This is a genomic window from Azorhizobium sp. AG788 (assembly GCF_004364705.1).
Classification (GTDB): domain Bacteria; phylum Pseudomonadota; class Alphaproteobacteria; order Rhizobiales; family Xanthobacteraceae; genus Azorhizobium; species Azorhizobium caulinodans.
The window spans coordinates 170,700-197,107 of sequence record NZ_SOBM01000005.1 but is presented as its reverse complement, the minus strand read 5'-3'; the positions used below and the strand labels follow the sequence as shown (position 1 = coordinate 197,107).

The window sequence follows — 26,408 nt, the reverse complement described above, 5'->3', positions numbered from 1 at the left end:
TGCGACGCGTCATGATGCTGTTGGGGGCGTCCTTGCCGAGTTCAACCGTTTGCCGCTACGAACATTTTCAGACCGACTGGTACAAGCGCTTTTTCGAGCGCCTGCGGCTCTCCGGCCCTGACCAGCGCAAGAGCTGGGAGTTCGCGGCCGTCTGCGCGGCTCTTGAGGAGCGCGACATGCTCCGACCGGGCCGGACCGGCCTCGGCTTTGCGGTGGGCCGCGAACCTCTGGCGTCCTATTTCGCGTCCTGCGGCGTCAGCGTCCTCGCGACAGATCTGGTGAACGCCAGGTCGGCCCGCTGGGTGGAGAGCAACGAGCATGCGACGGCGCGCGATGTCATCCATTATCCCGACATCGTGGACAAGGCGGGGTTCGAGGAACGGGTCGCCTTCCGGTCCGCCGACATGCGCAGGCTCGATGATGAGCTCGGCATCGGCTCCTATGATTTCATCTGGAGCTGCTGCGCCATGGAGCATCTGGGGAGCCTTCAGAAGGGTTTCGACTTCGTGCGCGAGTCCACGCGCTTCCTGAAGCCCGGCGGCATCGCGGTCCACACCACCGAATACAATGTCAGTTCCAACACCCGCACGCGCAGCCGAGGCGGCGCCGTGATCTATCGCCGGCGCGACCTGGAGGAACTGGACCATCTGCTGCGGATGGACCGCTGCGGCGTCGAGCCCATCGACTTCGACGCCGGCACGCATGCCTACGATCTCAACTATGACGAACCGCCTTTTGGCCTGCCCGGACGCAAGCACATCAAGCTCAAATTCTTCGGCTACGTCTTCACATCGGCCCTGCTGGTGATCCGCAAGGGCTGAAGAACGCTGCGAAAGCTGTCGCAGCGGTAATAGTGGGTTGAGACGGTCACGCAAACTTCGTCTTGCACGACCGTAGTTTATTTGTCATGGAGCCGCGCTACTGGGCGTTCCGGGCGTTGGTCAGGGGCCAGCGTGGATCGCGCCAGTCTTGCCGGTCAACATAACGTAACAGAGCACGCGCCGATCCGCCCATGGTCCGGGCGGCTTGGAGCGCGCTCCAGAGCATGCGCGAGCGAGCGCATGTCCCGCCGGACCGGGCCGCTCTCCCGTGCCGGCGTGATGTTTTCTCGCTCGGCGGGCGTTCCTTCCGTCTCGTACACAGCGGGTGTCCGTCATGTTTTTCCAATCCGCCGCTGTCACCACGACGCGCGATCCGCGTCGTTCCTTCGTGACCCCCTTCGACCTGTTCGCCTTCCTGCTGGTGTTCGGGATGTTTGCCCTCTTCACGCAGGGCACGCAGCAGACGCTCATCCCCATCTCGGAGATGGAACAGGCGCCGATCTCGCTCAGTCCGTGGGATCTGCCGGAATATGCCCTGCGCACCACGCTGCGCATGCTGGCGGCGATCGTGGCCTCGCTGGTCTTCACCTTCATCTACGGTGCGCTTGCGGCGAAGAGCCGGCGGGCGGAGATGGTGCTCATCCCGGTGCTGGACATCCTCCAGTCGGTCCCGGTGCTGGGCTTCCTGTCCTTCACCGTGCTGTTCTTCATGAATCTGTTCCCCGGCAAGGTGATTGGCGTCGAGATGGCGGCGGTGTTCGCCATCTTCACCAGCCAGGCTTGGAACATGACCTTCAGTTTCTACCAGTCGCTGAAGACACTGCCGCGCGACCTCGTGGAGGTCTCGCGCGGCTTTCGCCTCACCGGCTGGCAGCGCTTCTGGCGGCTGGAGGTGCCCTTCTCCATGCCGGGCCTCGTCTGGAACACGATGATGTCCATGTCGGGCGGGTGGTTCTTTGTGGTGGCGTCCGAAGCCATTTCGGTTGGCAACACCACCATCACCCTGCCGGGCATCGGCGCCTATGTGTCCACCGCCATCGCCGAACGGAATCTCACAGCCGTGGCGTGGTCGGTCGGGGCGATGCTGGTCATCATCCTGATCTACGACCAGCTGCTGTTCCGCCCGCTGGTGGCCTGGGCCGACCGCTTCCGCTTCGAGCAGTCCGCCGGCGCGCCGCCGCCGCGCTCCTGGGTGCTGGACATGGTGAAGCGGGCGCATCTGTTCCGCCTCCTCCTGTCGCCCGTCGGCGGCCTGTTCCGGGGGCTCGCGGCCCTGCCGCTGCGCCTGCCCGTGCGCCTGCCGGGGCAGGTGAACGCCGCCTGGTCCAGCCGGCCCATGGATCACGCCTGGCTGGTGATGGTCGTCGCCATGGCCGTCTATGGCGTGTGGCTCATCGTCAGCTTCGTCGCCACCGAGGTGGGGCTCGCCGAGGTGGGCCATGTCTTCTGGCTCGGCTTCCTGACGCTGATCCGGGTGGCGGTGCTGATCGCGCTCGCCTCCCTCATCTGGGTGCCCGTGGGGGTCTGGATCGGCCTCCGCCCCAAGGTCGCGAACGCGTTGCAGCCGGTGGCGCAGTTCCTCGCCGCCTTTCCGGCCAACATCGTCTTCCCCTTCGCGGTGGTGGTGATCGTGCGCCTCGGGCTCGATCCCAACATCTGGCTGTCGCCGCTGATGGTGCTGGGCACCCAGTGGTACATCCTCTTCAACGTCATCGCGGGCGCCAGCGCCTTTCCCAATGACATGAAGGAGGCAGCCTCCTCCTTCCACCTGCGCGGGGCGCAGTGGTGGTTCAAGGTCATCCTGCCGGGGGTGTTCCCTTATTACGTGACCGGCGCCCTCACCGCGAGCGGGGGCTCCTGGAACGCCTCCATCGTCGCCGAGGTGGCGAGCTGGGGCTCGACCACGCTCCGCGCCGAGGGTCTCGGCTCCTACATCGCCGATGCCACCACGGCGGCGGACTATCCGCGTATCACGCTCGGCATCGCCGTCATGTCGCTCTACGTCATCGCCTTCAACCGCACCCTCTGGCGGCCGCTGTTCGACTTCGCCGCCAAGCGCCTGCGCCTCGACTGAGGAGATCCACCATGCTCGACAACCGCTCCGTTGAGGTCAACGCGCCGCTCGTGCAGCTCTCGCATGTGGTGCAGTCGTTCAAGAAGAGCGACAACAACCGTTATCTGGTGCTGGACGACGTCTCCCTCTCCATCAAGGAAGGCGAGATCGTCGGCTTGCTGGGCCGTTCCGGCTCCGGCAAGTCCACGCTCCTGCGCATCATTTCCGGCCTCGTGCCGCCTTACTCCGGCGACGTGCGCTGGATGGGCAAGCCGGTGAACGGCCCCTGTCAGGGCCTCTCGATGGTGTTCCAGACCTTCGCCCTCTTTCCCTGGCTCACCGTGCGCCAGAATGTGGAGATCGGGCTTGAGGCGCTGGGCGTCGATGCGGCCGAGCGGCGGCGCCGGGCGGAGGAGGCCATCGACCTCATCGGCCTCGGCGGCTTCGAGAGTGCCTATCCGAAGGAACTGTCCGGCGGCATGCGCCAGCGCGTGGGCTTCGCGCGGGCGCTGGTGGTACACCCGCGCCTCATGCTCATGGACGAGCCCTTCTCGGCCCTCGACGTGCTGACCGCGGAGACGCTGCGCACCGACATCATCGACCTCTGGATGGAGGGGCGCCTGCCCATCAAGTCCATCCTCATCGTCACGCACAATATCGAGGAAGCCGTCCTCATGTGCGACCGGGTCATGATCTTCTCGTCCAATCCCGGCCGCGTCGCCTTCGAGATGCCCATCACCCTGCCGCACCCGCGCGACCGTCAGGCGCCGGAATTCCGCGCGCTGGTGGAGGATATCTACGCCCGCATGACCAATCGCGACGCCCCCGGCGCCGCGCCGGTGGGCGGGGCGCAGCGCCATGAGGCGAGCCTTTCGACGGCGCTGGAGCCGGTCACCACCAACCTCATGGCGGGCCTGCTGGAAGAGCTTGCGGATTCCCCCTACGACGGCCGGGCCGATCTGCCGGCGCTGGCGGACAGCCTGAACATGTCCGGCGACGACCTCTTCCCCATCGCCGAGACGCTGCAGATGCTGCGCTTCGCAGAGGTGACACAGGGCGACCTCATCCTCACCGCCGAGGGGAAGGCGTTCGTGGAGGCGGACGTGGAGCCGCGCAAGGCGCTATTCGCCAAGCATCTTCTGGCCCATGTGGCGATCGCCGCCCACATCCGCCGCGTGCTGGACGAGCGCCCGACCCACCGGGCGCCGTACTCGCGCTTCTCGGAGGAGCTGGAAGACCACATGTCCGAGGAGTTCGCCGAGCGGACGCTGCGCACGGTCATCGCCTGGGGCCGCTATGGCGAGGTCTTCTCCTATGACGAGAAGACCGCCCAGTTCAGCCTGATCGAGGAAGACTGACCCGTTCCGGCACCCGGAAACGCAAACGGCGGGCCAAAGGCCCGCCGTTCTTGTTTCAGGATCGGTGAATCTCAGGCTTCGCCCTTGGCGAGGAAGTGCTCCAGCCAGTGGATGTCGTACTGGCCGTCCTGAATGTCCTTCGTGCGCACCAGCGTGCGGAACAGGGGCAGGGTGGTCTCGATGCCGTCCACCACGAACTCGTCGAGGGCGCGGCGCAGGCGACGCAGGCATTCCTCGCGGTTGGAGCCGTGCACGATCAGCTTGCCCACCAGCGAATCGTAGTGGGGCGGGATCGAATAGCCCTGATAGGCATTGCTATCCACGCGGATGCCGAGGCCACCGGGCACGTGATAGTGGGTGATCTTGCCGGGCGAGGGCCGGAAGGTCGTCGGGTGCTCGGCATTGATGCGGCACTCGATGGCGTGGCCGGTGATCTTCACGTCGTCCTGCGTCAGCGTCATCGGTAGGCCGGCGGCGACGCGGATCTGCTCGTTGATGAGGTCGATGCCGGTGATCTCTTCCGTCACCGGATGCTCCACCTGGATGCGGGTGTTCATCTCGATGAAATAGAAACGGCCGTTCTCATACAGGAACTCGACCGTGCCGACGCCGAGATACTTCAGCTCGCGCATGGCTTTCGCCACCGTCTCGCCGATCTCCTGGCGCTGGGCGGCTTCGAGCGCCGGGGAGGGGGCTTCCTCCCACACCTTCTGGTGGCGGCGCTGGAGCGAGCAGTCGCGCTCGCCGAGGTGCACCGCATTGCCCTTGCCGTCGCCCAGCACCTGAATCTCGATGTGGCGCGGGGTGACGAGATATTTCTCCAGATAGACCGCGTCATCGCCGAAGGCCGCCTTGGCCTCGGTGCGGGCGGTGGAGAGGGCCTGGCTCAGGTCGTCGGCGGTCATCGCCACCTTCATGCCGCGCCCGCCGCCACCCGCGGCGGCCTTCACCAGCACCGGGAAGCCGATCTCGGCGGCGACGCGGTGGGCCTCCTCATCCGAATTGATGCCGCCGTCGGAGCCGGGCACCACCGGAATGCCGAGCTTCTGCGCGGTCTTCTTGGCCTCGATCTTGTCGCCCATGATGCGGATGTGCTCGGGCTTCGGACCGATGAAGTGGACCTTGTGGTCCGCCAGGATCTCGGCGAAGCGGGCGTTCTCGGCGAGGAAGCCGTAGCCGGGGTGCACCGCGTCCGCGCCGGTGATCTCGCAGGCAGCGAGCAGCGAGGGAATGTTGAGGTAGCTCTCGCGGGCCTGCGGCGGGCCGATGCACACGCTCTCGTCGGCGAGGCGCACGTGCATGGCATCCGCATCGGCGGTGGAGTGCACGGCGACGGTGGCGATGCCCAGCTCCTTGCACGCGCGCAGGATGCGCAGGGCAATCTCGCCGCGGTTGGCAATCAGGATTTTCTCGAACATCGGGCTTCAGCCTGCTTGGCAGCCGCTCCGCCGGGCGGGGTCGCCGCGGGACGGGTCCGGGTGCGCGGGTCCTTTAAGGGAAGGCGCGTCCCGGCGGGGCCGGGGACGTGCCGCTTCCAGTCCTGTGTCGCCGGGGCGGGGCCGCCGGCGCCGATCGAGGCCGTCCGGCCTCACTCGATGACGAGCAGGGGCTCGCCGTATTCCACCGGGCGGCCGTTCTCCACCAGGATGCGCGTGACCGTGCCGGCGCGCGGGGCGGGAATGGCGTTCATGGTCTTCATGGCTTCGACGATCAGCAGCGTCTGGCCTTCCCGCACCTGCGTGCCGACTTCCACGAAGGACGGCGCGCCGGGCTCGGGCGAGCGGTAGGCGGTGCCGACCATGGGAGACGTTACGACGCCCGGATGCTTGGAGAAGTCGGCGCTCGTCGGCTCGAGGGCGACGGCGGCGACCGTGGCCACGGGCGCGGCGGCGGGGGCCACTGCGACCGGCGCCGCAGCGGCCACCGTCACCGGGGCCGGCGTGCGCGCGACGCGGATGCGCAGATTGTCGGCCTCGACTTCGATCTCCGTCAGGTCGCTGCCGGACAGGAGGTTCGCGATCTCGCGGATGACGTCGGTATCGATGGGGGTCTTGGAGTTTTTCATTTCATCCTGCACGTACGCGGGTTCAGCCACGCATGAGCTCCTGAAGGGTGAGGGCCGCGCTCAGGGGCGCGCCGGCCGGGTTGTGGCGAGCGCGGTGATGCCGAGGACGTAGCTCTGGGGCCCGAAGCCGCAGATCACGCCCCGCACCACCGGCGAGAGATAGGAATGGTGCCGGAAGGGTTCGCGGGCGAACACGTTCGACAGATGCACCTCGACGGCGGGAACGCCGGTGCCGGCAATGGCATCGCGCAACGCGACGGAGGTGTGGGTATAGGCGCCGGCATTCAGAACCACGCCAACGGAGCCTGCCGCGGCCTGGATCCAGCCCACCAGATCGCCTTCGTGATTGCTCTGGCGGAAGACGAGCTCGAGCCCGTGCTGGGCCGCGGTCGTGCGGCAGAGCGCCTCAACGTCGGCCAGCGTCGCGGCACCGTAGATGCCGGGCTCGCGGGTGCCGAGGAGGTTCAGATTGGGTCCGTTGAGGACGTGGATGGTGTCGGACATCCTGACGGTTCAGCTGCGACCCGGCAGCGTCCGGGCCCGCGCGGTTATAGGGGGCGTTGCGTCGCAAGGAAAGACGCCATCTCACCCCATTCACCAGACCGTCACATGGCGGCAACGCCGCAGGCGGGGGACTGCCGGCCCAGATCTGGCCGGGCAGTCCCCCGTCAGGGATCAGTTGGCGGCGGTCTTGCCGTTCTTGGTGACCGCTTCCTGAAGCTTCTCGAGGCCGACGGCGCCCACGATCACCTCGTCGCCGATGACAAAGCTCGGCGTGCCGTTGAGGCCGAGCGCCTGGGCGATCTCCATGCTCTCGTCGAGCGTGGCGTTGAGCTCCGGCGAGGTCGCCTGCTTCTGGAGCTGGGCGACGTCGATGCCCACCTCCTTGGCTGCCGCCAGCGCGCGGGCGCGGTCCGCCTGGCCCCGACCGCTGAGCAGCGCGTCGTGGAAGGCCTTGTACTTGTCGGGCGCGACCATGCGCACGGCCACCGCCACCTGCGCGGCTTCCACCGAGCCCGGGCCGAGCACCGGGAACTCGCGCAGCACCACGCGCAGGTTCGGATTGTTCTTCACCAGCGCATTGATGTCGGACAGCGTGTGCTTGCAGTAGCCGCAGTTGTAATCGAAGAACTCCACCAGCGTGACGTTGCCCTTCGGATTGCCGATGACCACGCCGCGCGGGCTGTCGAAGACCTTGGGCTTGATGCTGGCGAGGGTCTTGGCCCGGGCCTGCGCCTCCGCCTCGCCCTGGCGCTTCTCCAGCACGGCGATCGCTTCCTGGAGCACTTCCGGGTTCTTCAGCAGGTAGTCGCGGATCAGCGGGCCAAGCTCGGCCTTCTCCTGATCGGTGAAGGCGGCGGCCGGGAGGACGGTGGTTGCCGTCAGCCCGAGGGCGGCCACAGCGGCGAGGGCGGCACGCAGGCCGGTTCGGGACAGCATCGGTCTCTCCATGTTCGGAAGGGCAATTCTACTGGCGATTGTCGCTGGATTGCGGCGGCTTGATGTTGACGATGTCGTCCGCCTTCAGCCAGCCGGGCGAATTGGGGGGAAAGGTCTGGCGCGCGCGGGCGGCGAGTTCCCGCGCGGTGCGGACGTCGCCGGTGGCGAGCGCCGCCTGCGCCGAGGCGAGATCCGCCTGCGGCCTGTTGTTCTTGAAACCGTAAGCCTTGGCAAGGGCGCGCCAGCCCGAGGCATTGTCCGGATCGCGCTGGGTGGAGAAGGTCAGCTCGCGGATGGCCTCGTCCATCATGCCCGCATTGCCGGTCTCCACCAGCGCCTGCCCGAGCATGGCGCGGATCAGCGGTGCGCCGTCGGTCATGGCCACCGCCTTGCGCAGCGGCGGCACCGCCTCGCTCGCCCGGCCGCTCTCCAGCAGCGCCTGCCCTTTCAGTTCCTGGAAATAGGGATTGCCCGGCTCCTTGGCGATGAGAGCGTCGATCTGCGCCACCGCCCCGGACATGCTGGCGAAGCGATAGGCGGAGATGGCGCGGGCATATTGGGCGGGCAGGGACTGGTCGGTGGGCGGATAGCGCCGCGCCACCACGTCCGGCCGCTCCTGGAAGCCGATGAGCTTTGCCCGCATCATGTCGTGCCGGTGCTGGAGGGCAGGCGGGTCCTTGGCGTTGAAATAGGGGCTGGCCTTGGCGAGCACCTCCAGCGCCGCGATCCGCTCGCGGGCCATGGGGTGGCTCAGCAGGTAGGGATCGGTGCGCTGGGTCAGGAACAACTGGTCGTTCTGGAAGCGCTCGAACGTCTCGAGCATGCCCTTGGCCGACTGCTGGGTGGCGTTGAGATAGGTGACGGCCGACCGGTCGGCGGCCTGCTCCTCCTCGCGCTGATAGGCGAGGAGCGAACGGCGGATCATCTCCTGCGGCGCCATGACAGCGCCCGCCGCCGCATTGCCCATGTTGCCGCCATTGGCCCCGCTTGCCGCGCCCGCCGCGACTCCGCCCGCCGCCAGCATCATGGCGACGATGGCCATGGTCTGCGCGCCCGCGAGCTGCTCGCGGCGCCGGGCGAGGTGGCCGCCGGCGATATGGCCGGTCTCATGGGCGAGCACGCCGATGATCTGGTTGGGCGTCGTCGAATCGACGAGCGCGCCGGTGTTGATGAAGATGCGCCGGCCGTCCGCCACGAAGGCGTTGAAGCTGCGGTCGTTGACCAGCACCACCTCGATGTTCTGCTGCGCCAGCTTGGCGGCGCGCAGGATGGGGCGGGTGTAGTCGCGCAGCAGGTTCTCGATCTCGGTGTCGCGGATGGTCGGCAGGCCGCGGCCGGACTTCTCCTGCGCCTGCGCCGGGGCAAGCGCCAGATGGCAACTGGCGATGAGGCCGAGCGCCACGCTGGATGCGCGGCGCAGGACGCGGGTTGGGCAAACGGCGCGGCTGGCGAACATCACGAGCAGTCGATCCCCCACGAATGGTGCTCGGTCGTCTTCCTGAACCATGCGGCGGGTTGCGCCCGCCCCTTGGCGACAGTGCGGCGGCGCGTTACCACGCCCCACCGGTTCCGCCGGAACGGCTTGCCGCTCCGGTTGTCCTAGCGTCTACCCTCGGGGCGAATGCGGCGGCAAGACGGCGGCTTGGCTGACGCTGCGTCTTCCGTGCCCGTTTCCCGATCACGAAAGCGAATGTGATGTCCTCCCTCGTGCTTCCTCCCGCGCTCATTCCCGCCTCCCGCCGTTCGGAGGTCGCGCCCTTCATCGTGATGGACGTGATGGAGCATGCGGCCCGCCTGGAAGCCGAGGGGGCGAAGGTGATCCACATGGAGGTGGGCCAGCCCGCCGCGCCCGCGCCGCTCACCGCCCGCAAGGCGGCGGCCGCCGCGCTGGAGCGCGGGCAGGTGGGCTATACGGCGGCGCTGGGTATTCCCTCCCTGCGCGCCCGCATCGCGAAGCACTACAAGGAGCAGCACGGGTTCGACCTCGATCCCGAGCGGGTGGTGGTGACCAACGGCTCGTCCGGCGGCTTCATCCTCGCCTTCCTGGCCCTGTTCGAGGCCGGCGACCGGGTGGCCATCGCCGCCCCCGGCTATCCGCCCTATCGCCATGTGCTCTCGGCGCTCGGCTGCGAGCCGGTGCTGATCGAGACCAAGGCGGAAGACCGATTCGCCCTGACCCCCGAGACGCTGCGCGCCGCCCATGCGGAAAAGCCGCTGAAGGGCGTGCTGGTGGCGAGCCCCGCCAATCCCACCGGCACCATGATGGACCGCACCGCGCTCACCGCCCTTTATGCGGCGGCCAAGGAGCTCGGCCTGCGCTTCGTGTCGGATGAGATCTACCACGGCCTCGACTATGCCTTCCCGGCGGTGACGGCGGCCGAGGTGGCCCCCGATTCCGTGGTCATCAATTCCTTCTCCAAATACTTCTGCATGACCGGCTGGCGCGTCGGCTGGATGGTGGTGCCCGAGGGCATGTCGCGCACCATGGAGCGCCTGCAGCAGAACTTCTCCATCTCCGTGCCCACCCTGTCGCAGATCGCCGCAGAGGCCGCCTTCGACGGGCGGGAGGAGATGGATGCGGTGAAGCATGGCTATGAGGAAAACCGCCGCATCCTGACCGAAGGTCTTCCCAAGATCGGGCTTGAGCATTTCCTGCCGGCCGACGGCGCCTTTTATCTTTATGCGGATGTGTCCCGTTTCACGGGCGACTCGCACGCCTTCGCGACGCGGCTTCTCGACGCGGCGCACGTTGCGGCGACCCCGGGCGTGGACTTCGATCCCTTCTGTGGCAAGCAGTTCCTGCGCTTCTCCTATGCCGGGTCGGCGGAAGACATGCGGGCGGCGGTGGCGCGCATCGGGCACTTCCTCTCCAAGGAATAGTGCAGTTCTGCTGTCGCATTACTTGGTTGCGCCCCTGTCGTCCGGCCCTCACACTCCCGTCCCATAAAAACAAAGGCATACGGGACGAAAACGGGAGGGCTGGTCATATGTTGGCACTCGTGCTGATCATTGCCTGCGGACTGTTCGCCGTGGGCTACGGAATCTGGGCCGGGCGGGCGGTCATGGCCGCCGATCCCGGCTCGCCACGCATGCAGGAGATCGCCGCCGCGATCGCCGAAGGCGCGCAGGCCTATCTGCGCCGGCAGTACGCCACCATCGGCATCGTGGGCGTCGTCATCTTCCTGGCGGTGGGCGTCTTCCTCGGTTGGCTCGTGGCCATCGGCTTTGCCCTCGGCGCCATTCTCTCCGGCCTTGCCGGCTTCATCGGCATGAATGTCTCGGTGCGTGCCAATGTGCGCACGGCGCAGGCGGCCACGAAATCGCTCGCCGGCGGGCTCGACCTCGCTTTCAAGGCGGGCGCCGTCACCGGCCTTCTGGTGGCCGGCCTCGCCCTGCTCGGGGTGGCGGTCTACTTCACCTTCCTCACCCGCATCATGGGCTATGGCCTCACCGAGCGTGTGGTGGTGGATGCCCTCGTGGCGCTGGGCTTCGGCGCCTCGCTCATCTCCATCTTCGCCCGCCTCGGCGGCGGCATCTTCACCAAGGGCGCCGACGTCGGCGGCGATCTCGTCGGCAAGGTGGAAGCGGGCATTCCCGAGGACGACCCGCGCAACCCCGCCACCATCGCCGACAACGTGGGCGACAATGTCGGCGACTGCGCCGGCATGGCGGCGGACCTGTTCGAGACCTATGCCGTAACGGTGGTGGCGACCATGGTGCTCGCCATCATCTTCTATTCCGGCGCCCCAGGCGTTCTGGGCAATCTCGTGCTCTACCCGCTGGCCATTGGCGGCGTGTGCATCCTCACCTCCATCGCCGGCACGTTCTTCGTGAAGCTCGGGCCGACCTCCTCCATCATGGGGGCGCTCTACAAGGGCTTTGCGGCGAGCGCCGGCCTTTCGGTCTTCGCGCTGGCACTGGTGACGGGGCTGCTGACAGGCTTCGGCCCCATCGCGGGGACCGCGCTCACCGGCACGCAGCTTTTCCTCTCGGGAATCGTCGGACTGGCGGTGACCGGGGCCATCGTCGTCATCACCGAATATTACACCGGCACGGGCTATCGGCCGGTGGTCTCCATTGCGCAGGCCTCGGTGACCGGCCACGGCACCAACATCATCCAGGGCCTCGCCGTCTCGCTCGAATCGACGGCGCTGCCCACGCTCGTCATCATCGCCGGCATCCTCGTCGCTTATGGCTTGGCCGGCCTGTTCGGCATCGCGGTGGCGGCGACGACCATGCTGGCGCTGGCGGGCATGGTGGTGGCGCTCGATGCCTTCGGGCCGGTGACGGACAATGCCGGCGGCATCGCCGAGATGGCCGGCTTGCCCAAGGAGGTGCGCCACTCCACCGATGCGCTGGATGCGGTGGGCAACACCACGAAGGCCGTCACCAAGGGCTATGCCATCGGCTCGGCGGGCCTCGGCGCGCTGGTGCTGTTCGCCGCCTACAATGCGGACCTGCGCTATTTCATCTCGCAGGCCCGGCCGGGCAGCTACTTTGCCGGCGTGTCCCCCAACTTCTCGCTGGAAAATCCCTATGTGGTCGTCGGCCTGCTGTTCGGCGGCCTGCTGCCGTTCCTCTTCGCCGCCATGGGCATGACGGCGGTGGGCCGAGCGGCGGGCGCCATCGTGGAGGAGGTGCGCCGGCAGTTCCGCGAGAAGCCGGGAATCATGGCCGGCACCGACAAGCCGGACTATTCCCGCGCCGTGGACATGCTCACCCGCGCCGCCATCAAGGAGATGATCATCCCCTCCCTGTTGCCGGTGCTCTCGCCCATCGTCTGCTATTTCGTCATCTATCTGGTGGCGGGCGGCGGGGCGGCCGGCAAGTCGGCGGCCTTCTCGGCGGTGGGGGCGATGCTGCTCGGCGTCATCGTCACCGGCCTGTTCGTCGCCATCTCCATGACCTCCGGTGGCGGCGCCTGGGACAATGCGAAGAAGTCCTTCGAGGACGGATTCGTGGACAAGGACGGGGTGCGCCACCTCAAGGGCTCGGACGCCCACAAGGCCTCCGTCACCGGCGACACGGTGGGCGATCCCTACAAGGACACGGCGGGGCCGGCCGTGAATCCCATGATCAAGATCACCAACATCGTGGCCCTGCTGCTTCTGGCGGTGCTCGGGCATTGAGGCCGGGCCGGCGGCTGTTCACAGGGGCAGGGCTCCTTTCGGACGGTCGCCGGCGGCCTATATGAAGGCGCAGCGGGGCTTTGCCATGGCCGCGCGGCAGCCCGCCGTGCAACGCAGGGCGGCAAGGCTTTCCATGCGCGAAGCGTTCGTGTAGGAACCGCCCAAATGGCGCTCCGGGCCCCGCCCGGCGCGAGGATGATGGAATTCATGCAGACCGTTCTGATCGTCATTCACCTGTTGGTGGTGCTCGCGCTCATCGGCGTGGTGCTGATTCAGCGTTCCGAAGGCGGTGGCCTGGGAATCGGCGGCGGCGGCGGTGGCGGCGGCTTCTTCACGGCGCGCGGCACGGCCAACGTGCTGACCCGTGCGACCGCGGTGCTCGCCGCGCTGTTCTTCATCACCAGCCTGGGCCTGACGATTCTCGCAGGCTGGGGCCGCGCGCCCACCTCGATCCTCGGGCCGTCCAGCGGCCAGAGCGGTCCGAGCGTGCCGACCGGCGGCTCCATCCTCGACCAGATCCGGCCGCAGGGCGCGGCTCCGGGAGCGTCCGCTCCTGCGGCCCCGACGCCCCCGGCCGCGGACGCTCCGGCGCCCACCGGCCCGCAGGTTCCGAAGTCCCAGTGATCGCTGCGCCGCGGCCTGCCGCGGCGTGTAGGTTCTCCACAGGCGACGCGGTGCCCCAAAGGGCGTCGCGCTCGCCGAATCGCGTTTGCGCGGAGTAGAGTTGAAGCCCATGGCGCGCTACATCTTCATCACCGGCGGCGTCGTGTCCTCCCTCGGCAAGGGCCTCGCCTCCGCAGCACTCGGCGCGCTTCTCCAGGCGCGCGGGTACACCGTCCGGCTCCGCAAGCTGGACCCCTATCTGAACGTCGATCCGGGCACCATGAGCCCGTATCAGCATGGCGAGGTCTTCGTGACCGACGACGGGGCCGAGACCGATCTCGACCTCGGCCATTACGAGCGCTTCACCGGGCATCCTGCCACCAAGCAGGACAACATCACCACCGGGCGCATCTATCAGGATATCCTTACCAAGGAGCGGCGCGGCGACTATCTCGGCGCCACCATCCAGGTGATCCCCCACGTCACCAACGCCATCAAGGACTTCGTGCTGGAAGGCAACGAGGGCTTCGACTTCGTGCTCATCGAGGTGGGCGGCACGGTGGGTGATATCGAGGGGCTGCCCTTCTTCGAGGCGACCCGCCAGCTCAAGAACGAGCTGCCGCGCAACCACGCCATCTTCATCCATCTGACGCTGATGCCCTTCATCCCCTCCGCTGGGGAACTGAAGACCAAGCCGACGCAGCACTCCGTCAAGGAACTGCGCTCCATCGGCATCCAGCCCGACATCCTGCTCTGCCGCTGCGATCGCGAGATCCCGCGCGAGGAGCGGCGCAAGCTCTCGCTCTTCTGCAACGTGCGCGAGAGCGCCGTGATCGAGGCGCGCGACGTGGACAACATCTACGCCGTGCCGTCCTCCTACCATGCGGAAGGCCTCGACACGGAAGTTCTGGCCGCCTTCGGCATCGAGCCGGCCCCGGCGCCGAACCTCCAGCGCTGGACCAATATCGAGCAGCGCGTGCGCAACCCCGAGGGCGAAGTCACCATCGCCATCGTGGGCAAGTACACGGGCCTCAAGGACGCCTACAAGTCGCTCATCGAGGCGCTGAACCACGGCGGCATCGCCAACAAGGTGAAGGTGAACCTCGACTGGATCGAGAGCGAGACCTTCGAGACCGAGGACCCGGCGCCCTTCCTGGAGCACGTCCACGGCATTCTCGTGCCGGGCGGCTTCGGCCAGCGCGGCGCCGAGGGCAAGATCCGCGCGGCCCAGTTCGCCCGCGAGCGCAAGGTGCCCTATTTCGGCATCTGCTTCGGCATGCAGATGGCGGTCATCGAGGCGGCCCGGAACCTGGCCGGCGTCAAGAACGCCAACTCCACCGAGTTCGGCGAGACGTCCGAGCCGGTGGTGGGCCTGCTCACCGAATGGCTGAAGGGCAATGAACTGGAGCGCCGCTCGGCGGCGGGCGACCTCGGCGGCACCATGCGCCTCGGCGCCTATCTGGCGCAGCTCAAGGAGCCGTCCCGCGTCGCCGGCATCTATGGCGCGCAGGAGATTTCCGAGCGTCACCGTCACCGTTACGAGGTGAATACCGCCTACAAGGATCGCCTCGAGGCCTGCGGTCTCATGTTCTCCGGCCTGTCGCCCGATGGCCTGCTGCCGGAGATCGTGGAATATGCGGACCATCCCTGGTTCATCGGCGTGCAGTTCCATCCCGAACTGAAGTCGCGCCCGTTCCAGCCGCATCCGCTCTTCGCCTCCTTCATCGGGGCGGCCATGGAGCAGAGCCGGCTGGTGTGAGTGAGCCTGCCGCTCCGGCGTGAAGCCGGGCGGCGTGCGATCAGGTAAAGGAGTTGCCCATGCGTCGCGGCCTCGATCACGTCGTCCATCTGGTGCGGGACGTTGATGCGGCCGGGGAGGTCTATGACCTGCTGGGCTTCACCGTCGGCTCGCGCAACCACCATCCCTGGGGCACGCACAACCGCATCGTGCAGACCCCGGGCTTCTTCATCGAGATTCTGGAAGTTGCCGAGCCCGAGAAGATCCCGCCGCACGATGGCGCCTTCTTCTCCTTCGGCGCCTTCAACAAGGCCCGGCTCGCCCGCAGCGGCGAGGGCCTGTCTATGCTGGTGCTGGAAGGCACCGATCCCGTGGGCGACAAGGCCGATTTCGATGCGGCCGGCATCGGCGGCTATGACCTGTTCGATTTCTCCCGGCAGGCCCGGCGTCCGGACGGCTCCGAGGTGGAGGTGGGCTTCACGCTCGCCTATGCCCGTGATCCCATCGCGTCCGAAACCGCTTTCTTCACCTGCACCCAGCGCAAGCCTGAGAACTTCTGGTCGCCGCAGATGCAGCGCCATGCCAATGGCGTGACGCAGGTGCTGGGCGTGGTGCTGGTGACCGACAGTCCCGCCGACCACGTGTCCTTCATCGACACCTTCTCCGGCTGCACGCCGCGCCGGGCAGTGGACGGCTGGTTCGTGACGCAGACGCCGCGTGGGGCCATCGACCTCATGACGCCCGAATTGTTCACCGAGCGCTATGGCGTGGCCGCGCCGCAGGGCGAGGGCCTGCGCCTCGCGGCCGTGCGCTTCGACACGCCCGGCGCCGCCGACCTGCGCCGAGGCCTCGCCGCCCGGCGGATGCTGGTGGAGCAGATCGAGGGCATCGCCGTGGTGCCGCCCACCGCCGCCATGGGCGCGACGCTGATCTTCGAGCGCAACGAGGACGCCGCCGCCGGCTGACGGGTGCTTGATCCGGGCGGGACGTGTCCTACATCCTGCCCATGCCTGCCACGGCGCAGGCACCCGCGCGGACGACCGTCGCGGTTCTTCTCCTCCGGCGCGGACGACCCCGCCATTCGAGCCCACCGGCCGGGCCGGACGGGCTCCCACGGAGTGTCTCGTGGCCTGGATCATCCTTTTTGCGGCCGGCCTCATGGAAGTAGGCTGGGCCATCGGCCTGAAATATGCCGAGGGCTTCACCCGCCTGTGGCCCTCGGTCTTCACGCTGGTCTGCGCCGGCTTCAGCCTGTTCCTGCTGTCGGTCGCGGCCCGAGACCTGCCCATCGGCACCGCTTATGCGGTCTGGGCGGGCATCGGCATGGTGGGCGCGACGGTGGTCGGCATCATCGTCTTCGGCGAACCCTCCGACGCGCTGCGCCTTGCCTCCATCGCGCTGATCGGCGTCGGCATCGTCGGGCTGAAGCTCGCGACACCCCATTGAACGCATGTATCCCCCGCGCGGCGGGAGGTTTCCCGCCGCCGGGCCATTGGCTATGAAGCGCGTCACAGATGACGCCGAGGAGAGACCATGAGCGCGACCGCCGTTGAGCCCCAGTCCGTGGTGGAGGCGGGCAAGGTCCGCATCGGCAACAGTCTGCCGCTCGCCCTCATCGCCGGCCCCTGCCAGATGGAGAGCCGTGACCACGCGCTGGAAACCGCCGCCGCGCTGAAGGAGATCACCGATCGGCTCGGCATCGGCCTCATCTACAAGACCTCCTTCGACAAGGCGAACCGCACCTCGGTGAATGCCGCGCGCGGCATGGGCCTTGAGAAGGCGTTGCCAGTGTTTGCCGAGATCAGCGAACGCTTCGGCCTGCCGACGCTGACCGACGTGCACGAGATCGACCAGTGCGCCCCCGTGGGCGAGGTGGTGGACGTGCTCCAGATTCCCGCCTTCCTCTGCCGCCAGACCGACCTTCTGGTGGCGGCGGCCAGGACAGGCCGGGTGGTGAATGTGAAGAAAGGCCAGTTCCTCGCGCCGTGGGACATGGTGAATGTGGTGGCGAAGCTCACCCAGTCCGGCAACGGGCGCGTGCTGCTCACCGAGCGCGGCGCCTCCTTCGGCTACAACACCCTCGTCTCCGACATGCGGGGCCTGCCGGTGATGGCCCAGACGGGCGCGCCCGTTGTGTTCGATGCCACCCATTCGGTGCAGCAGCCGGGCGGCAAGGGCGCCTCCTCCGGCGGCCAGCGCGAGTTCGTGCCGGTGCTTGCCCGCGCCGCGGTGGCGGTGGGCGTGGCGGCGGTCTTCATCGAGACCCATCCCGACCCGGACAAGGCCCCCTCCGACGGCCCCAACATGGTGCCGCTGAAGGATCTGGAGCCGCTGGTGGCGCTGCTGCAGCAGATCGACCGCGTGGCCAAGGCGCATCCGGTGGCGATCTGAGCGGGCGAAGACGCCGGTTCTCTGAAATCCTGACCTGATGAACGGCGCTCGCCGTTCGCGTCCCTCCCCCCTTGTGGGGGAGGGTAGGGAGGGGGGTAGAACGGCCGGACAGAAGATGCCGCGAGGTATTGGCCCGCACGGTTGCAAGCGTCGTTAGAATGGAGAGGGCATTACCCCCCTCCCTGGCCCTCCCCCGCAAGGGGGGAGGGAATTCGTGCGACGTACAAAGCGGGCGCTGGGGGAGGACTTCCTCCCCAAATGCCGCTTAGTTCGGCTCCACCAGCACCTGACGCGCCCGGTCGTAGCGCCACATGGCACCGGGCTGGAGATGGGTGCCGCCGAGCCAGCGGTCCACCGCATTGGCCGAGGCGTGGTCGAAGCGGCCACGCAGGGCGGAGATGCCGGTGGGCGTCAGCTTGATGGTCGCGCGGGCGAAGGCGCGGTAGGTCATTTCCTCCGGCGCCGGTGCATCTTCTGAAGGCACGAACGGCCGGCAGTCGGAGGCGCGGAAGGGCAGCCCCTCGATCAGCGGCTCGTGGGCGAAGGCCAAGCCATCCAGCCTTAGGAAGAAAGGCATGTCCGCCAGAAAGCGTGCCTCGTCCATGGCCTGCACGGCGGCGAAGACCTGATGCACCTTCTTCGGCCCGTCCGCGAGCTGGCGCAGGATGCGTTCCTCGGTCAGCGACAGGCCGCTGCGGGGCGCGGGCAACTCCTCCAGCGCCCGCTGCAGGGCGGCGCCGAGATGGGGCAGCACGGGGTGATCGCGGCCGGCAAGGCCCGCCAACGCCCGAGGGGTCGGCGCGGTGAAGGCCTCCCAGGCCGCATGCCCGGCTTCCAGTTGCAGCGTCGTCACCGGCAAAGCGCAGTGGGAGAGGGTGCGGATGTCGTCGGCCTCCAGCGTGCCGAGATAGTCCTGCGCCTGCACGAGCTTCAGCCCCAGCCGTTCCGGCTCGCGGGCGAAGAAGTGCAGGAGCTGGATCAGCTGGAGTTGGTCATAGAGGTCGTGCTCGAACCAGAGCTGCACCTCGTTGAAGGCGATATGGATCTCAAGCTGCGCATCCCGTTCGGCGAAATCGGCCCGCACGCTGCCGAAGTCGAGGCCGAGCGCCTCGGCAAGGAAGCCCGCGCGCGCGTCCGCCACCTCGGCCAGCGAGAGGCTGTCCGGCACCGGCCCGTCATGCAGCATGTCGCGCCAGGGCAGATGGTGGCCCTTCACGCCGCCCGCCCGCAGGCGCTCCACGGCGCTGTCGCCATTGGTGATGATCAGCTTGGGCATCGTCAGCCTCTCCCACGATAGGGGGCGACACCGGTTTCCGGCAGCCAGACCCCGCGCGGGAGCTCGCCAGTCTGCCAGAACACGTCGATGGGAATACCGCCGCGCGGATACCAGTAGCCGGCGATGCGGAAGAAGCGCGGCTTCAGCAACTCCACGAGTCGCTTGCCGATGGCCACCGTGCAGTCCTCATGGAAGGCGCCGTGGTTGCGGAAGCTGGCGAGATAGAGCTTGAGCGACTTCGATTCCACGAGCCAGACGTCCGGTACGTAATCCAGCACCAGATGGGCGAAGTCCGGCTGGCCGGTCACGGGACACAGCGAGGTGAACTCGGGCGCCGTGAAGCGGGCCACGTAATTGGTGTCGGGATGGGGATTGGGCACGCGGTCCAGCACGGCCTCCTCGGGTGAGGACGGCAGGGCGGTCTCGCGCCCGAGCTGGAGCTTGGCTTCGGTCATCATCGGTCCTTGGATGCGGCGTGAAGCGGCGGTCCTGGATGGCATTTCCTGACGCGGAGCGGCTGAGCGCGCTCCTTTTTTGAGCACTGTAGCGCAATTTGCCGGCTTGTGCGCGAAAGGCTGCCGCGCGCCATGACCCCTTACCAGCGGCGGCGTGACAGGCTAGAAGCGCAGCGCTCCGTTTCGCATCCGCGCGCCGCGCGGGTCACGCTTTGGGCAGAGGAAGGGAAGGACGCTCCATGACCGCCATTGTCGATATCGTCGGCCGGGAAATCCTGGACAGCCGCGGCAACCCCACGGTGGAAGTCGATGTGCTGCTGGAAGACGGCGCGCTCGGTCGCGCGGCGGTTCCCTCCGGCGCGTCCACGGGCGCCCATGAGGCGGTGGAACTGCGCGACGGCGACAAGGGCCGCTATCTCGGCAAGGGCGTCGAGAAGGCGGTCGAGGCGGTGAACGGCGAGATCTTCGACGCCATCGGCGGCCTCGATGCCGAGGAGCAGGCGCAGATCGACGCCGTCATGATCGAACTCGACGGTACGCCCAACAAGGCCCGCCTCGGCGCCAACGCCATCCTCGGCGTGTCGCTGGCGGTGGCCAAGGCGGCCGCCATCTCCAACAACCTGCCGCTCTATCGTTATGTGGGCGGCGTGAACGCCCGCACCCTGCCGGTGCCGATGATGAACATCATCAACGGCGGCGCGCATGCGGACAATCCCATCGACTTCCAGGAATTCATGATCCTGCCCGCCGGCGCGCCGACCTTCGCGGAAGGCCTGCGCTGGGGCGCCGAGATCTTCCACACCCTGAAGAAGGGCCTGAAGGACGCCGGCCACAACACCAATGTGGGCGACGAGGGCGGCTTCGCCCCGAACCTCGCCTCCGCCGAGGCGGCGCTCGATTTCGTGCTGAAGGCCATCGAGAAGGCCGGCTTCAAGCCGGGCGAGGACGTGTTCCTCGGTCTCGACTGCGCCGCCACCGAATTCTTCAAGGACGGCGCCTATCACTATGAGGGCGAGGGCAAGGTCCGCGACATCGACGCCCAGGTGAAGTATCTGGCGCAGCTGGTCGGCAACTACCCGATCGTCACCATCGAGGACGGCATGTCCGAGGACGACTGGGCGGGCTGGAAGCAGCTCACCGACGCCATCGGCGCCAAGTGCCAGCTGGTGGGCGACGACCTGTTCGTGACCAATGTCGAGCGCCTCGGCCGTGGCATCAAGGAATCCACCGGCAACGCCATCCTCGTGAAGGTGAACCAGATCGGCTCGCTGACCGAGACGCTGGAGACGGTGGAACTCGCCCACAAGTCCGGCTATCGCGCCGTGATGTCCCACCGCTCGGGCGAGACCGAGGACTCCACCATCGCCGATCTCGCGGTGGCCACGAACTGCGGTCAGATCAAGACCGGCTCGCTCGCCCGCTCCGACCGCACCGCCAAGTACAACCAGCTCCTGCGCATCGAGCAGGAACTGGGCGCGCAGGCGAAATATGCCGGCAAGGCGGCGCTCAAGGCCTTCGCCTGAGCCTTCTGGCCGATCGTGAATGACGAGGCCTCCGCGCTCCAGCGCGGGGGCCTTTTTCTTTGGCGGATGGGACAGGGTTCAGAGTGCGTGGCGCAGGCCCGGAATGGCGGTGACGATTTCGTCCACCGTGGCGTCGCCCGCCGTCTCGCGGGCATAGGCCACCACCTCGCGCACCGTGGCCTGCACCTCGATCATGCTGAGGCCCTCGGCCATGAGCCGATCGGCGACGCGCATCAGCCGGGCCATGCCGCCGAAATGGCTCGTGCCGTCCCCATCCGCCTCCGGCTCGCCGCTGCCGGTGGCCGGCGCGAGGTCGGGCAGAACGGCATGCAGGCGCGCGCGGGTCGGGGGCGGGGCTTCCGTACTGAGAAAGGTCGAGAGCACGCGGACGGCCGATCTGGCCTGTGCCTCGCTGAGGCCCACGCGGGCCATGAGGCGGTCGGTGAGGGTCTCCATGAAGGTCTCTTCTGCCGTCTCTGGGAGCGGCATGGTGACGGTGAAGACCGGGCCTTGCAAGCGTGGCCGGGGCCTTGCCTGAGCGGGCCGAACAGGGGCAAGACGGTGCGTCAGGCGGGTGCGCACCCGTGGCCTTGTGCCCGGCGCGACGCTATGGGTGTGAGGTCAAGGGAGGAGCGGCCATGGCACGGGACGAGGGCACGGTCTTTGTCGGACACAGCCCGGCGGCGGGCAAGGACGAGGAACTGGCCCTGCGGCTCGCCAACCGGCACGGGCTTGTCACCGGCGCCACCGGCACGGGCAAGACCGTGACCCTTCAGGTGCTGGCGGAAGGCTTTGCCCGCGCCGGCGTACCGGTCTTCGCCGCCGACGTGAAAGGCGACCTCTCGGGCATCGCGATGCCGGGAGAGCCAAAGGACTTCCTGCTGAAGCGGGCGCAGGAGGTGGGGATCACCTACACCCCCGACAGCTTCCCGGTGATCTTCTGGGATCTGTTCGGCGAGAAGGGCCATCCCGTCCGCACCACCATCTCCGAGATGGGGCCGCTGCTGCTGGCCCAGCTCATGGAGCTGAACGAGGTGCAGGAAGGCGTCCTCAACATCGCCTTTCGCCTCGCGGATGAACGCGGGCTCTGGCTCTATGACCTGAAGGATTTGCGTGCCGTCATCGGCTTCGTGGCCGACAATGCCAAGACGCTGACGCGCGACTATGGCAACGTCTCCGCCGCCACCGTGGGTGCCATCCAGCGGCAGCTTCTGGTGCTGGAGAACCAGGGCGCGGATCGCTTCTTCGGCAAGCCCGACCTCAAGATTTCCGATCTCATGCGGGTGGACCGCTCCGGCTACGGCACCATTTCCGTGCTTGCTGCGGACAAGCTCATGGGGAGCCCGCGCCTCTACGCCACCTTCCTGCTGTGGCTGCTCTCCGAACTGTTCGAGGACCTGCCCGAGGTGGGCGATCTCGACAAGCCCAAGCTCGTCTTCTTCTTCGACGAGGCGCACCTATTGTTCGATGCCGCGCCCAAGGCGCTGCTGGAGAAGGTGGAACAGGTGGTCCGCCTTATCCGCTCCAAGGGCGTGGGCGTCTATTTCGTGACGCAGAACCCGCTGGACGTGCCGGACAGCGTGCTCGCCCAGCTCGGCAACCGCGTGCAGCATGCGCTGCGGGCCTTCACGCCCCGCGACCAGAAGGCGGTCCGGGCGGCGGCGGAAACCTTCCGCCCCAATCCGAAGCTCGACACGGCCCGGGTCATCACCGAACTCGGCAAGGGCGAGGCGCTGGTCTCCGTGCTGGAGGGCGCGGGCACGCCGACCATGGTGGAGCGCACCTTGATCGCCCCGCCCAGCGCGCGGGTGGGCGCCATCACCGATGCGGAGCGGGCGGAGGTGATCGCCCGCAGCCCTGTGCGGGGGCTTTATGACGTGACCGAAGACCCCCGGTCCGCCTTCGAGATGCTGCGCGAGGAGGCGGAGCCGGCGGCGCAGACCTCCGGACCGGTGACCGACGCGCCGTCCGGCCCCTGGGGCCATGTGCCGCGCGAGCACGCCCCGGACAGCCGGCCCGAGCCCACGGACCGTTCGGTTGGACGATCGCCGGGCGGCGTCCCGCGTGTGCCCCGGACAGGCTCCGCGCGCATGACCACGACGGAGCTGGTTGTAAGAACGGTGGCGCGCTCGCTGGCGTCGCAAGTGGGTAACCAACTCGGAAAAGCCATATTGCGGGGCATTCTCGGCGGCCGAAGCCGCTGACCGGATTCGGGGGTCTGTTCGTCAGCGGGTTGATTGGCCGAACGACCCCCGGTATGATTTTCCCAAAGTCGGATGAGATTGCGGGGTCTCTTTCGGCTGGAGCTGCTCAATCCAGGTGCCGGCACGCGTCGGCGCCCTCCAATCAGGAGCGCCCCATGAAGGTGTTGCCCATTGCCCGCATTGTCGTCATCGATTCCAATGCCGATCGTCGCGAGACGACGCGCGTCGGCCTGACCGCGCTCGGCGTCGGTTCTGTGACGGAATTCGCCACGGTTTCCGAACTGGAAGGTGGCGCGAACGCTTATGACGTTCTTGTGATCCAGGCCGACGACGCGGAAAACGTGCCGGACAATCCGTTCCGGGATTCGCCGGACGCGGTTCCGGCTGTCCTCGTGGTGGACGGTGCGCCCAACGTGCTCGCCCGCATCGCCAGCCGCGCCGGCTATGACGCCGCCGTCGGCATGCCGCTGCTGCCGCGCCTGCTCTATCGCCGCATCGGCTCGGTGCTTCAGCGCGCCCGCCGCATGAACAAGCCGGCCATCGCCGCCCGTCCGGCGGAAGAGGCCGCGCCGGCCGTCGCCGCCAACTGATCCGCGCATCAGTTCGACTGACGTTCAGCCCTGCCCCGCGCCATCGGCGTAGGGCAGGGCTTTTTCGTTGAGGGCCCGCGTACCGCGCCGCCTTGTCAGCCGTGCCGCACCGGCCCAGCATTCGCCCCCATGAGTCGCTGCCCATCAGCGGTGGCGCGAAGGCGAGGAGAAGGCGATGGCCGGTGTGGATGATGTTCTGAACGCAGTGGATGCCGGGCTCGACGCCTCCCTGGCGCGGCTCTCCGATTTCCTGCGCATCCCCAGCATTTCCACCGATCCGGCCTATGCTGCCGCCTGCCGGCAGGCGGCGGATTTCGCCGCCGAGGCGCTGACCGACCTCGGGCTCGCCGCCACCGTGCGCGAGACGGCGGGCCATCCCGTGGTGATCGGCCGCACCGACACGGGCGCCGCCCGCCGGGTGCTCTTCTACGGCCATTATGACGTGCAGCCGGTGGACCCGCTGGACCTCTGGGACAGCCCGCCCTTTGAGCCGCGCATCGCCACCGGCACCGATGGCAAGACCCGGATCTATGCGCGCGGCGCCTGCGACGACAAGGGACAGGTGTCCACCTTCCTCGAGGCGCTGCGGGCGTTGAAGACCGTGCAGGGCAAGCTGCCGGTGGACGTGACCGTGCTGCTGGAAGGGGAGGAGGAGTGCGGCTCCCCGAGCCTGCCGGCCTTCCTCACCGCCAACGCGGAAGAACTGAAGGCCGACGTGGCGCTGGTCTGCGACACCGGCATGTGGGACCCGCAGATACCGGCGATCACCACCTCGCTGCGTGGCATCCTGCACACCGAGCTCACCATTACCGGCGCCGATCGCGACCTGCATTCCGGCCTCTTCGGCGGCGCGGCGCGCAATCCCATCCACGTCCTCGCCCGCATCCTCGCGGCGGTGCATGACGACACGGGCCACATTACCATTCCGGGCTTCTATGACGACGTGGCCGAGATGCCGCAGGCGGTGCGCGATGCCTGGAACGCACTCGGTCTGACGCCAGAGGCCTTCCTCGGCCCGGTGGGCCTGTCCGTGGCGGCGGGCGAGAGCGACCGCTCGCTGATCGAGCAGATCCAGTCCCGCCCCACCTTCGAGGTGAACGGCATCTATGGCGGCTATCAGGGGCAGGGCTCGAAGACCATCATTCCCTCGACCGCCACGGCCAAGGTGACGATGCGCCTCGTGGCGAATCAGGATCCGGCCAAGATCGCGGCGGCCTTCAAGGATTTCGTGCAGGCGCGCCTGCCGGCGGACTGCAAGGTCACCTTCGGCAAGAGCGAGGGGAGCCGCGCCGTGCTCGTGCCACCGGACAGCCCGGACCTCGCCAAGGCGCGCACGGCGCTTCAGGCGGAGTGGGGCACGACGCCGGTCGCCATCGGCTCGGGCGGCTCCATCCCCATCGTCGGCCAGTTCAAGAACGTGCTGGGCATGGACACGCTGCTCATCGGCTTCGGCCTCGATGACGATCGCGTGCATTCCCCGAACGAGAAATACGACCTCACCTGCTTCCACAAGGGCACGCGGAGCTGGGTGCGGGTGCTCAGCGCGCTTGCCTGAGGAGTTCCTTACCGCCTTCCCTTGCGTCCTTCTTTGAACTGTAACGCTTCCGTGTCAGTGAGAAGACGCGATAGCCTCGGCCGCCCCGCTGCACTGCCAGCGGGCCGGACCGGGCGTCAGGGGAGGGATGTGCGTGAAGCCGCTGAACTCGGACGGTTTGCTGGATGTATGGCTGTTCGACGGCAAGGGGGGCGCCCGGCGCATTCCCGCCGATGAGCCGCATCCCCACAGGCCGGAAGAGGGCGGCTTCATCTGGCTGCATTTCCGCCGGCTGCCCCACCGCAGCGATACGTGGCTCCACACCCATAGCGGCATCGATTCCCATATCGTCGAGGAATTGATGGAGACGCACACGCGTCCCCGCTGCCAGGTGCTGGAGGAGGGCGCGCTGCTGATCCTGCGCGCCGTGAATCTGCATCCCAATTCCCTGCCGGAGGAGATGGCCTCCCTCACCATGTGGGTGGATTCCGAGCGCATCGTCTCGGTGCAGGACCAGCCCATATCGGCCATCGCCGATTATGTGGACTCCATCTCCCGCCGCCGCGCGCCGCGCACGCAGGGCGAGATGGTGGCGGAACTCGCCACGCGCCTCGTCTATCGGCTCGATCTCGTCGTCTCCATGCTGATCGACGAGGCGGACGAACTGGAGGACGACGCCCAGCGTCAGGCGCCCAGCGATGTTCTGCCGCGCGTGCTGGTGCTGCGCCGGGTGGCCATGAAGCTGCGCCGCCACATCGCCCCGCAGCGGGAGGCGCTCAATCACTTCTCGCTGGAGGACGATCCCTGGATCGGCCCCAAGGACCGCAACCGCCTGCGCGATGCCGCCGACCGCGTCTCGCGCTTCTCGGAAGAACTCGACACGGTGCGCGAGCGCTCCATCCTCATCCGCGAGCAGATCGTGGACCGGCGGGCGGAGCAGATGAACCAGTCCATGCTGGTGCTCGCCGCCGTCACCGTCATCTTCGCGCCGCTGACGCTGATCTCCGGCATGTTCGGCATGAATGTGGGCGGCATTCCGGGCAATACCGACCCCGCCGCCTTCTGGGCCATCACTGTCATCTTCATCGTCATGGGCGTCGGAATGGTGTCGCTGTTCCGGCGCCTCAAGTGGTTCTAGGGGCCGGTCCCTTAGCCTGCACGACGTGGTTCTGACGGCGGGGAGGTAGCCCGGACGCTACGTCATGGGATTGTCGTTTCCCTGTCGCCC

General features: G+C 67.8%; 23 protein-coding genes. 15 read left to right on the top strand and 8 right to left on the bottom strand.

Going from position 1 to position 26,408, the window contains the following annotated elements:
• Nucleotides 1-32: 32 nt before the first annotated feature.
• From DFO45_RS14470 to DFO45_RS14460, 3 genes are all read left to right on the top strand, one after another.
• Nucleotides 33-821 carry a methyltransferase domain-containing protein gene (locus tag DFO45_RS14470; protein WP_166657133.1) on the top strand — a complete coding sequence of 263 codons (789 nt, stop codon included), beginning with the start codon at nucleotides 33-35 and terminating at the stop codon, nucleotides 819-821.
• Nucleotides 822-1,251: 430 nt separating this feature from the next.
• Nucleotides 1,252-2,895 (top strand): ABC transporter permease subunit, encoded by a 1,644-nt coding sequence (locus tag DFO45_RS14465; protein ID WP_244421867.1) that lies wholly within the window; start codon nucleotides 1,252-1,254, stop codon nucleotides 2,893-2,895.
• An 11-nt stretch (nucleotides 2,896-2,906) separates the two neighbouring features.
• Nucleotides 2,907-4,232 (top strand): nitrate/sulfonate/bicarbonate ABC transporter ATP-binding protein, encoded by a 1,326-nt coding sequence (locus DFO45_RS14460; RefSeq protein ID WP_012171600.1) that lies wholly within the window; start codon nucleotides 2,907-2,909, stop codon nucleotides 4,230-4,232.
• 71 nt (nucleotides 4,233-4,303) lie between these two features.
• On the opposite strand, the gene accC is transcribed toward DFO45_RS14460, so the two are convergent.
• The 5 genes from accC to DFO45_RS14435 all read right to left on the bottom strand — a co-directional run bounded on the left by accC (nucleotide 4,304) and on the right by DFO45_RS14435 (nucleotide 9,193).
• Nucleotides 4,304-5,650, bottom strand: coding sequence for an acetyl-CoA carboxylase biotin carboxylase subunit (gene accC / locus DFO45_RS14455; RefSeq protein WP_133865419.1), 1,347 nt, complete (start codon nucleotides 5,648-5,650; stop codon nucleotides 4,304-4,306).
• A gap of 170 nt (nucleotides 5,651-5,820) precedes the next feature.
• On the bottom strand, nucleotides 5,821-6,297 hold the full coding sequence (accB, locus tag DFO45_RS14450) for an acetyl-CoA carboxylase biotin carboxyl carrier protein (RefSeq protein WP_133865658.1): 477 nt from the start codon (nucleotides 6,295-6,297) through the stop codon (nucleotides 5,821-5,823).
• Between the two features lie 60 nt (nucleotides 6,298-6,357).
• The gene (aroQ, locus tag DFO45_RS14445) at nucleotides 6,358-6,801 is read right to left on the bottom strand and encodes a type II 3-dehydroquinate dehydratase (RefSeq protein ID WP_133865418.1); all 444 of its coding nucleotides are present in this window, start codon (nucleotides 6,799-6,801) and stop codon (nucleotides 6,358-6,360) included.
• Nucleotides 6,802-6,972: 171 nt separating this feature from the next.
• Complete coding sequence (locus DFO45_RS14440) at nucleotides 6,973-7,737, bottom strand: DsbA family protein (protein ID WP_043879463.1); 765 nt, start codon at nucleotides 7,735-7,737, stop codon at nucleotides 6,973-6,975.
• A gap of 28 nt (nucleotides 7,738-7,765) precedes the next feature.
• Nucleotides 7,766-9,193 (bottom strand): M48 family metalloprotease, encoded by a 1,428-nt coding sequence (locus tag DFO45_RS14435; protein ID WP_133865657.1) that lies wholly within the window; start codon nucleotides 9,191-9,193, stop codon nucleotides 7,766-7,768.
• Nucleotides 9,194-9,432: 239 nt separating this feature from the next.
• Between DFO45_RS14435 and DFO45_RS14430 the strand changes: the two genes are divergently transcribed.
• The 7 genes from DFO45_RS14430 to kdsA all read left to right on the top strand — a co-directional run bounded on the left by DFO45_RS14430 (nucleotide 9,433) and on the right by kdsA (nucleotide 17,598).
• A complete protein-coding gene (locus tag DFO45_RS14430) occupies nucleotides 9,433-10,617 on the top strand; it encodes an aminotransferase class I/II-fold pyridoxal phosphate-dependent enzyme (RefSeq protein ID WP_133865417.1) in 1,185 nt (394 codons plus the stop codon).
• Between the two features lie 107 nt (nucleotides 10,618-10,724).
• Nucleotides 10,725-12,866: a sodium-translocating pyrophosphatase gene (locus DFO45_RS14425; protein WP_012171593.1), complete on the top strand. Its 2,142-nt coding sequence runs from the start codon at nucleotides 10,725-10,727 to the stop codon at nucleotides 12,864-12,866.
• Between the two features lie 207 nt (nucleotides 12,867-13,073).
• Nucleotides 13,074-13,490 carry a preprotein translocase subunit SecG gene (secG, locus tag DFO45_RS14420; protein ID WP_012171592.1) on the top strand — a complete coding sequence of 139 codons (417 nt, stop codon included), beginning with the start codon at nucleotides 13,074-13,076 and terminating at the stop codon, nucleotides 13,488-13,490.
• 109 nt (nucleotides 13,491-13,599) lie between these two features.
• Nucleotides 13,600-15,228 carry a CTP synthase gene (locus DFO45_RS14415; protein WP_012171591.1) on the top strand — a complete coding sequence of 543 codons (1,629 nt, stop codon included), beginning with the start codon at nucleotides 13,600-13,602 and terminating at the stop codon, nucleotides 15,226-15,228.
• A 59-nt stretch (nucleotides 15,229-15,287) separates the two neighbouring features.
• Nucleotides 15,288-16,172: a VOC family protein gene (locus tag DFO45_RS14410; RefSeq protein ID WP_012171590.1), complete on the top strand. Its 885-nt coding sequence runs from the start codon at nucleotides 15,288-15,290 to the stop codon at nucleotides 16,170-16,172.
• A 160-nt stretch (nucleotides 16,173-16,332) separates the two neighbouring features.
• Nucleotides 16,333-16,653, top strand: a complete 321-nt coding sequence (sugE, locus tag DFO45_RS14405; RefSeq protein ID WP_043879461.1) for a quaternary ammonium compound efflux SMR transporter SugE — start codon at nucleotides 16,333-16,335, stop codon at nucleotides 16,651-16,653.
• An 87-nt stretch (nucleotides 16,654-16,740) separates the two neighbouring features.
• Nucleotides 16,741-17,598, top strand: a complete 858-nt coding sequence (gene kdsA / locus DFO45_RS14400) for a 3-deoxy-8-phosphooctulonate synthase (RefSeq protein ID WP_133865416.1) — start codon at nucleotides 16,741-16,743, stop codon at nucleotides 17,596-17,598.
• Between the two features lie 265 nt (nucleotides 17,599-17,863).
• Here the strand turns inward: kdsA and DFO45_RS14395 are convergent, their stop codons facing one another.
• Together DFO45_RS14395 and queF are read right to left on the bottom strand one after the other, a co-directional pair.
• Nucleotides 17,864-18,874 (bottom strand): hypothetical protein, encoded by a 1,011-nt coding sequence (locus tag DFO45_RS14395; RefSeq protein WP_133865415.1) that lies wholly within the window; start codon nucleotides 18,872-18,874, stop codon nucleotides 17,864-17,866.
• Between the two features lie 2 nt (nucleotides 18,875-18,876).
• Complete coding sequence (queF, locus tag DFO45_RS14390; protein WP_133865414.1) at nucleotides 18,877-19,329, bottom strand: preQ(1) synthase; 453 nt, start codon at nucleotides 19,327-19,329, stop codon at nucleotides 18,877-18,879.
• Between the two features lie 239 nt (nucleotides 19,330-19,568).
• Between queF and eno the strand changes: the two genes are divergently transcribed.
• The gene (gene eno / locus DFO45_RS14385) at nucleotides 19,569-20,852 is read left to right on the top strand and encodes a phosphopyruvate hydratase (protein WP_133865413.1); all 1,284 of its coding nucleotides are present in this window, start codon (nucleotides 19,569-19,571) and stop codon (nucleotides 20,850-20,852) included.
• Nucleotides 20,853-20,930: 78 nt separating this feature from the next.
• Here the strand turns inward: eno and DFO45_RS14380 are convergent, their stop codons facing one another.
• On the bottom strand, nucleotides 20,931-21,308 hold the full coding sequence (locus DFO45_RS14380; protein ID WP_133865412.1) for a hypothetical protein: 378 nt from the start codon (nucleotides 21,306-21,308) through the stop codon (nucleotides 20,931-20,933).
• A gap of 182 nt (nucleotides 21,309-21,490) precedes the next feature.
• On the opposite strand from DFO45_RS14380, the gene DFO45_RS14375 reads away from it, so the two are divergent.
• From DFO45_RS14375 to DFO45_RS14360, 4 genes are all read left to right on the top strand, one after another.
• Nucleotides 21,491-23,056 (top strand): helicase HerA-like domain-containing protein, encoded by a 1,566-nt coding sequence (locus DFO45_RS14375; RefSeq protein ID WP_133865411.1) that lies wholly within the window; start codon nucleotides 21,491-21,493, stop codon nucleotides 23,054-23,056.
• Nucleotides 23,057-23,211: 155 nt separating this feature from the next.
• On the top strand, nucleotides 23,212-23,646 hold the full coding sequence (locus tag DFO45_RS14370; RefSeq protein WP_043879458.1) for a hypothetical protein: 435 nt from the start codon (nucleotides 23,212-23,214) through the stop codon (nucleotides 23,644-23,646).
• A gap of 175 nt (nucleotides 23,647-23,821) precedes the next feature.
• Nucleotides 23,822-25,201: a dipeptidase gene (locus tag DFO45_RS14365; protein WP_133865410.1), complete on the top strand. Its 1,380-nt coding sequence runs from the start codon at nucleotides 23,822-23,824 to the stop codon at nucleotides 25,199-25,201.
• Between the two features lie 133 nt (nucleotides 25,202-25,334).
• Nucleotides 25,335-26,318 (top strand): zinc transporter ZntB, encoded by a 984-nt coding sequence (locus tag DFO45_RS14360; RefSeq protein WP_133865409.1) that lies wholly within the window; start codon nucleotides 25,335-25,337, stop codon nucleotides 26,316-26,318.
• Nucleotides 26,319-26,408: the final 90 nt, after the last annotated feature.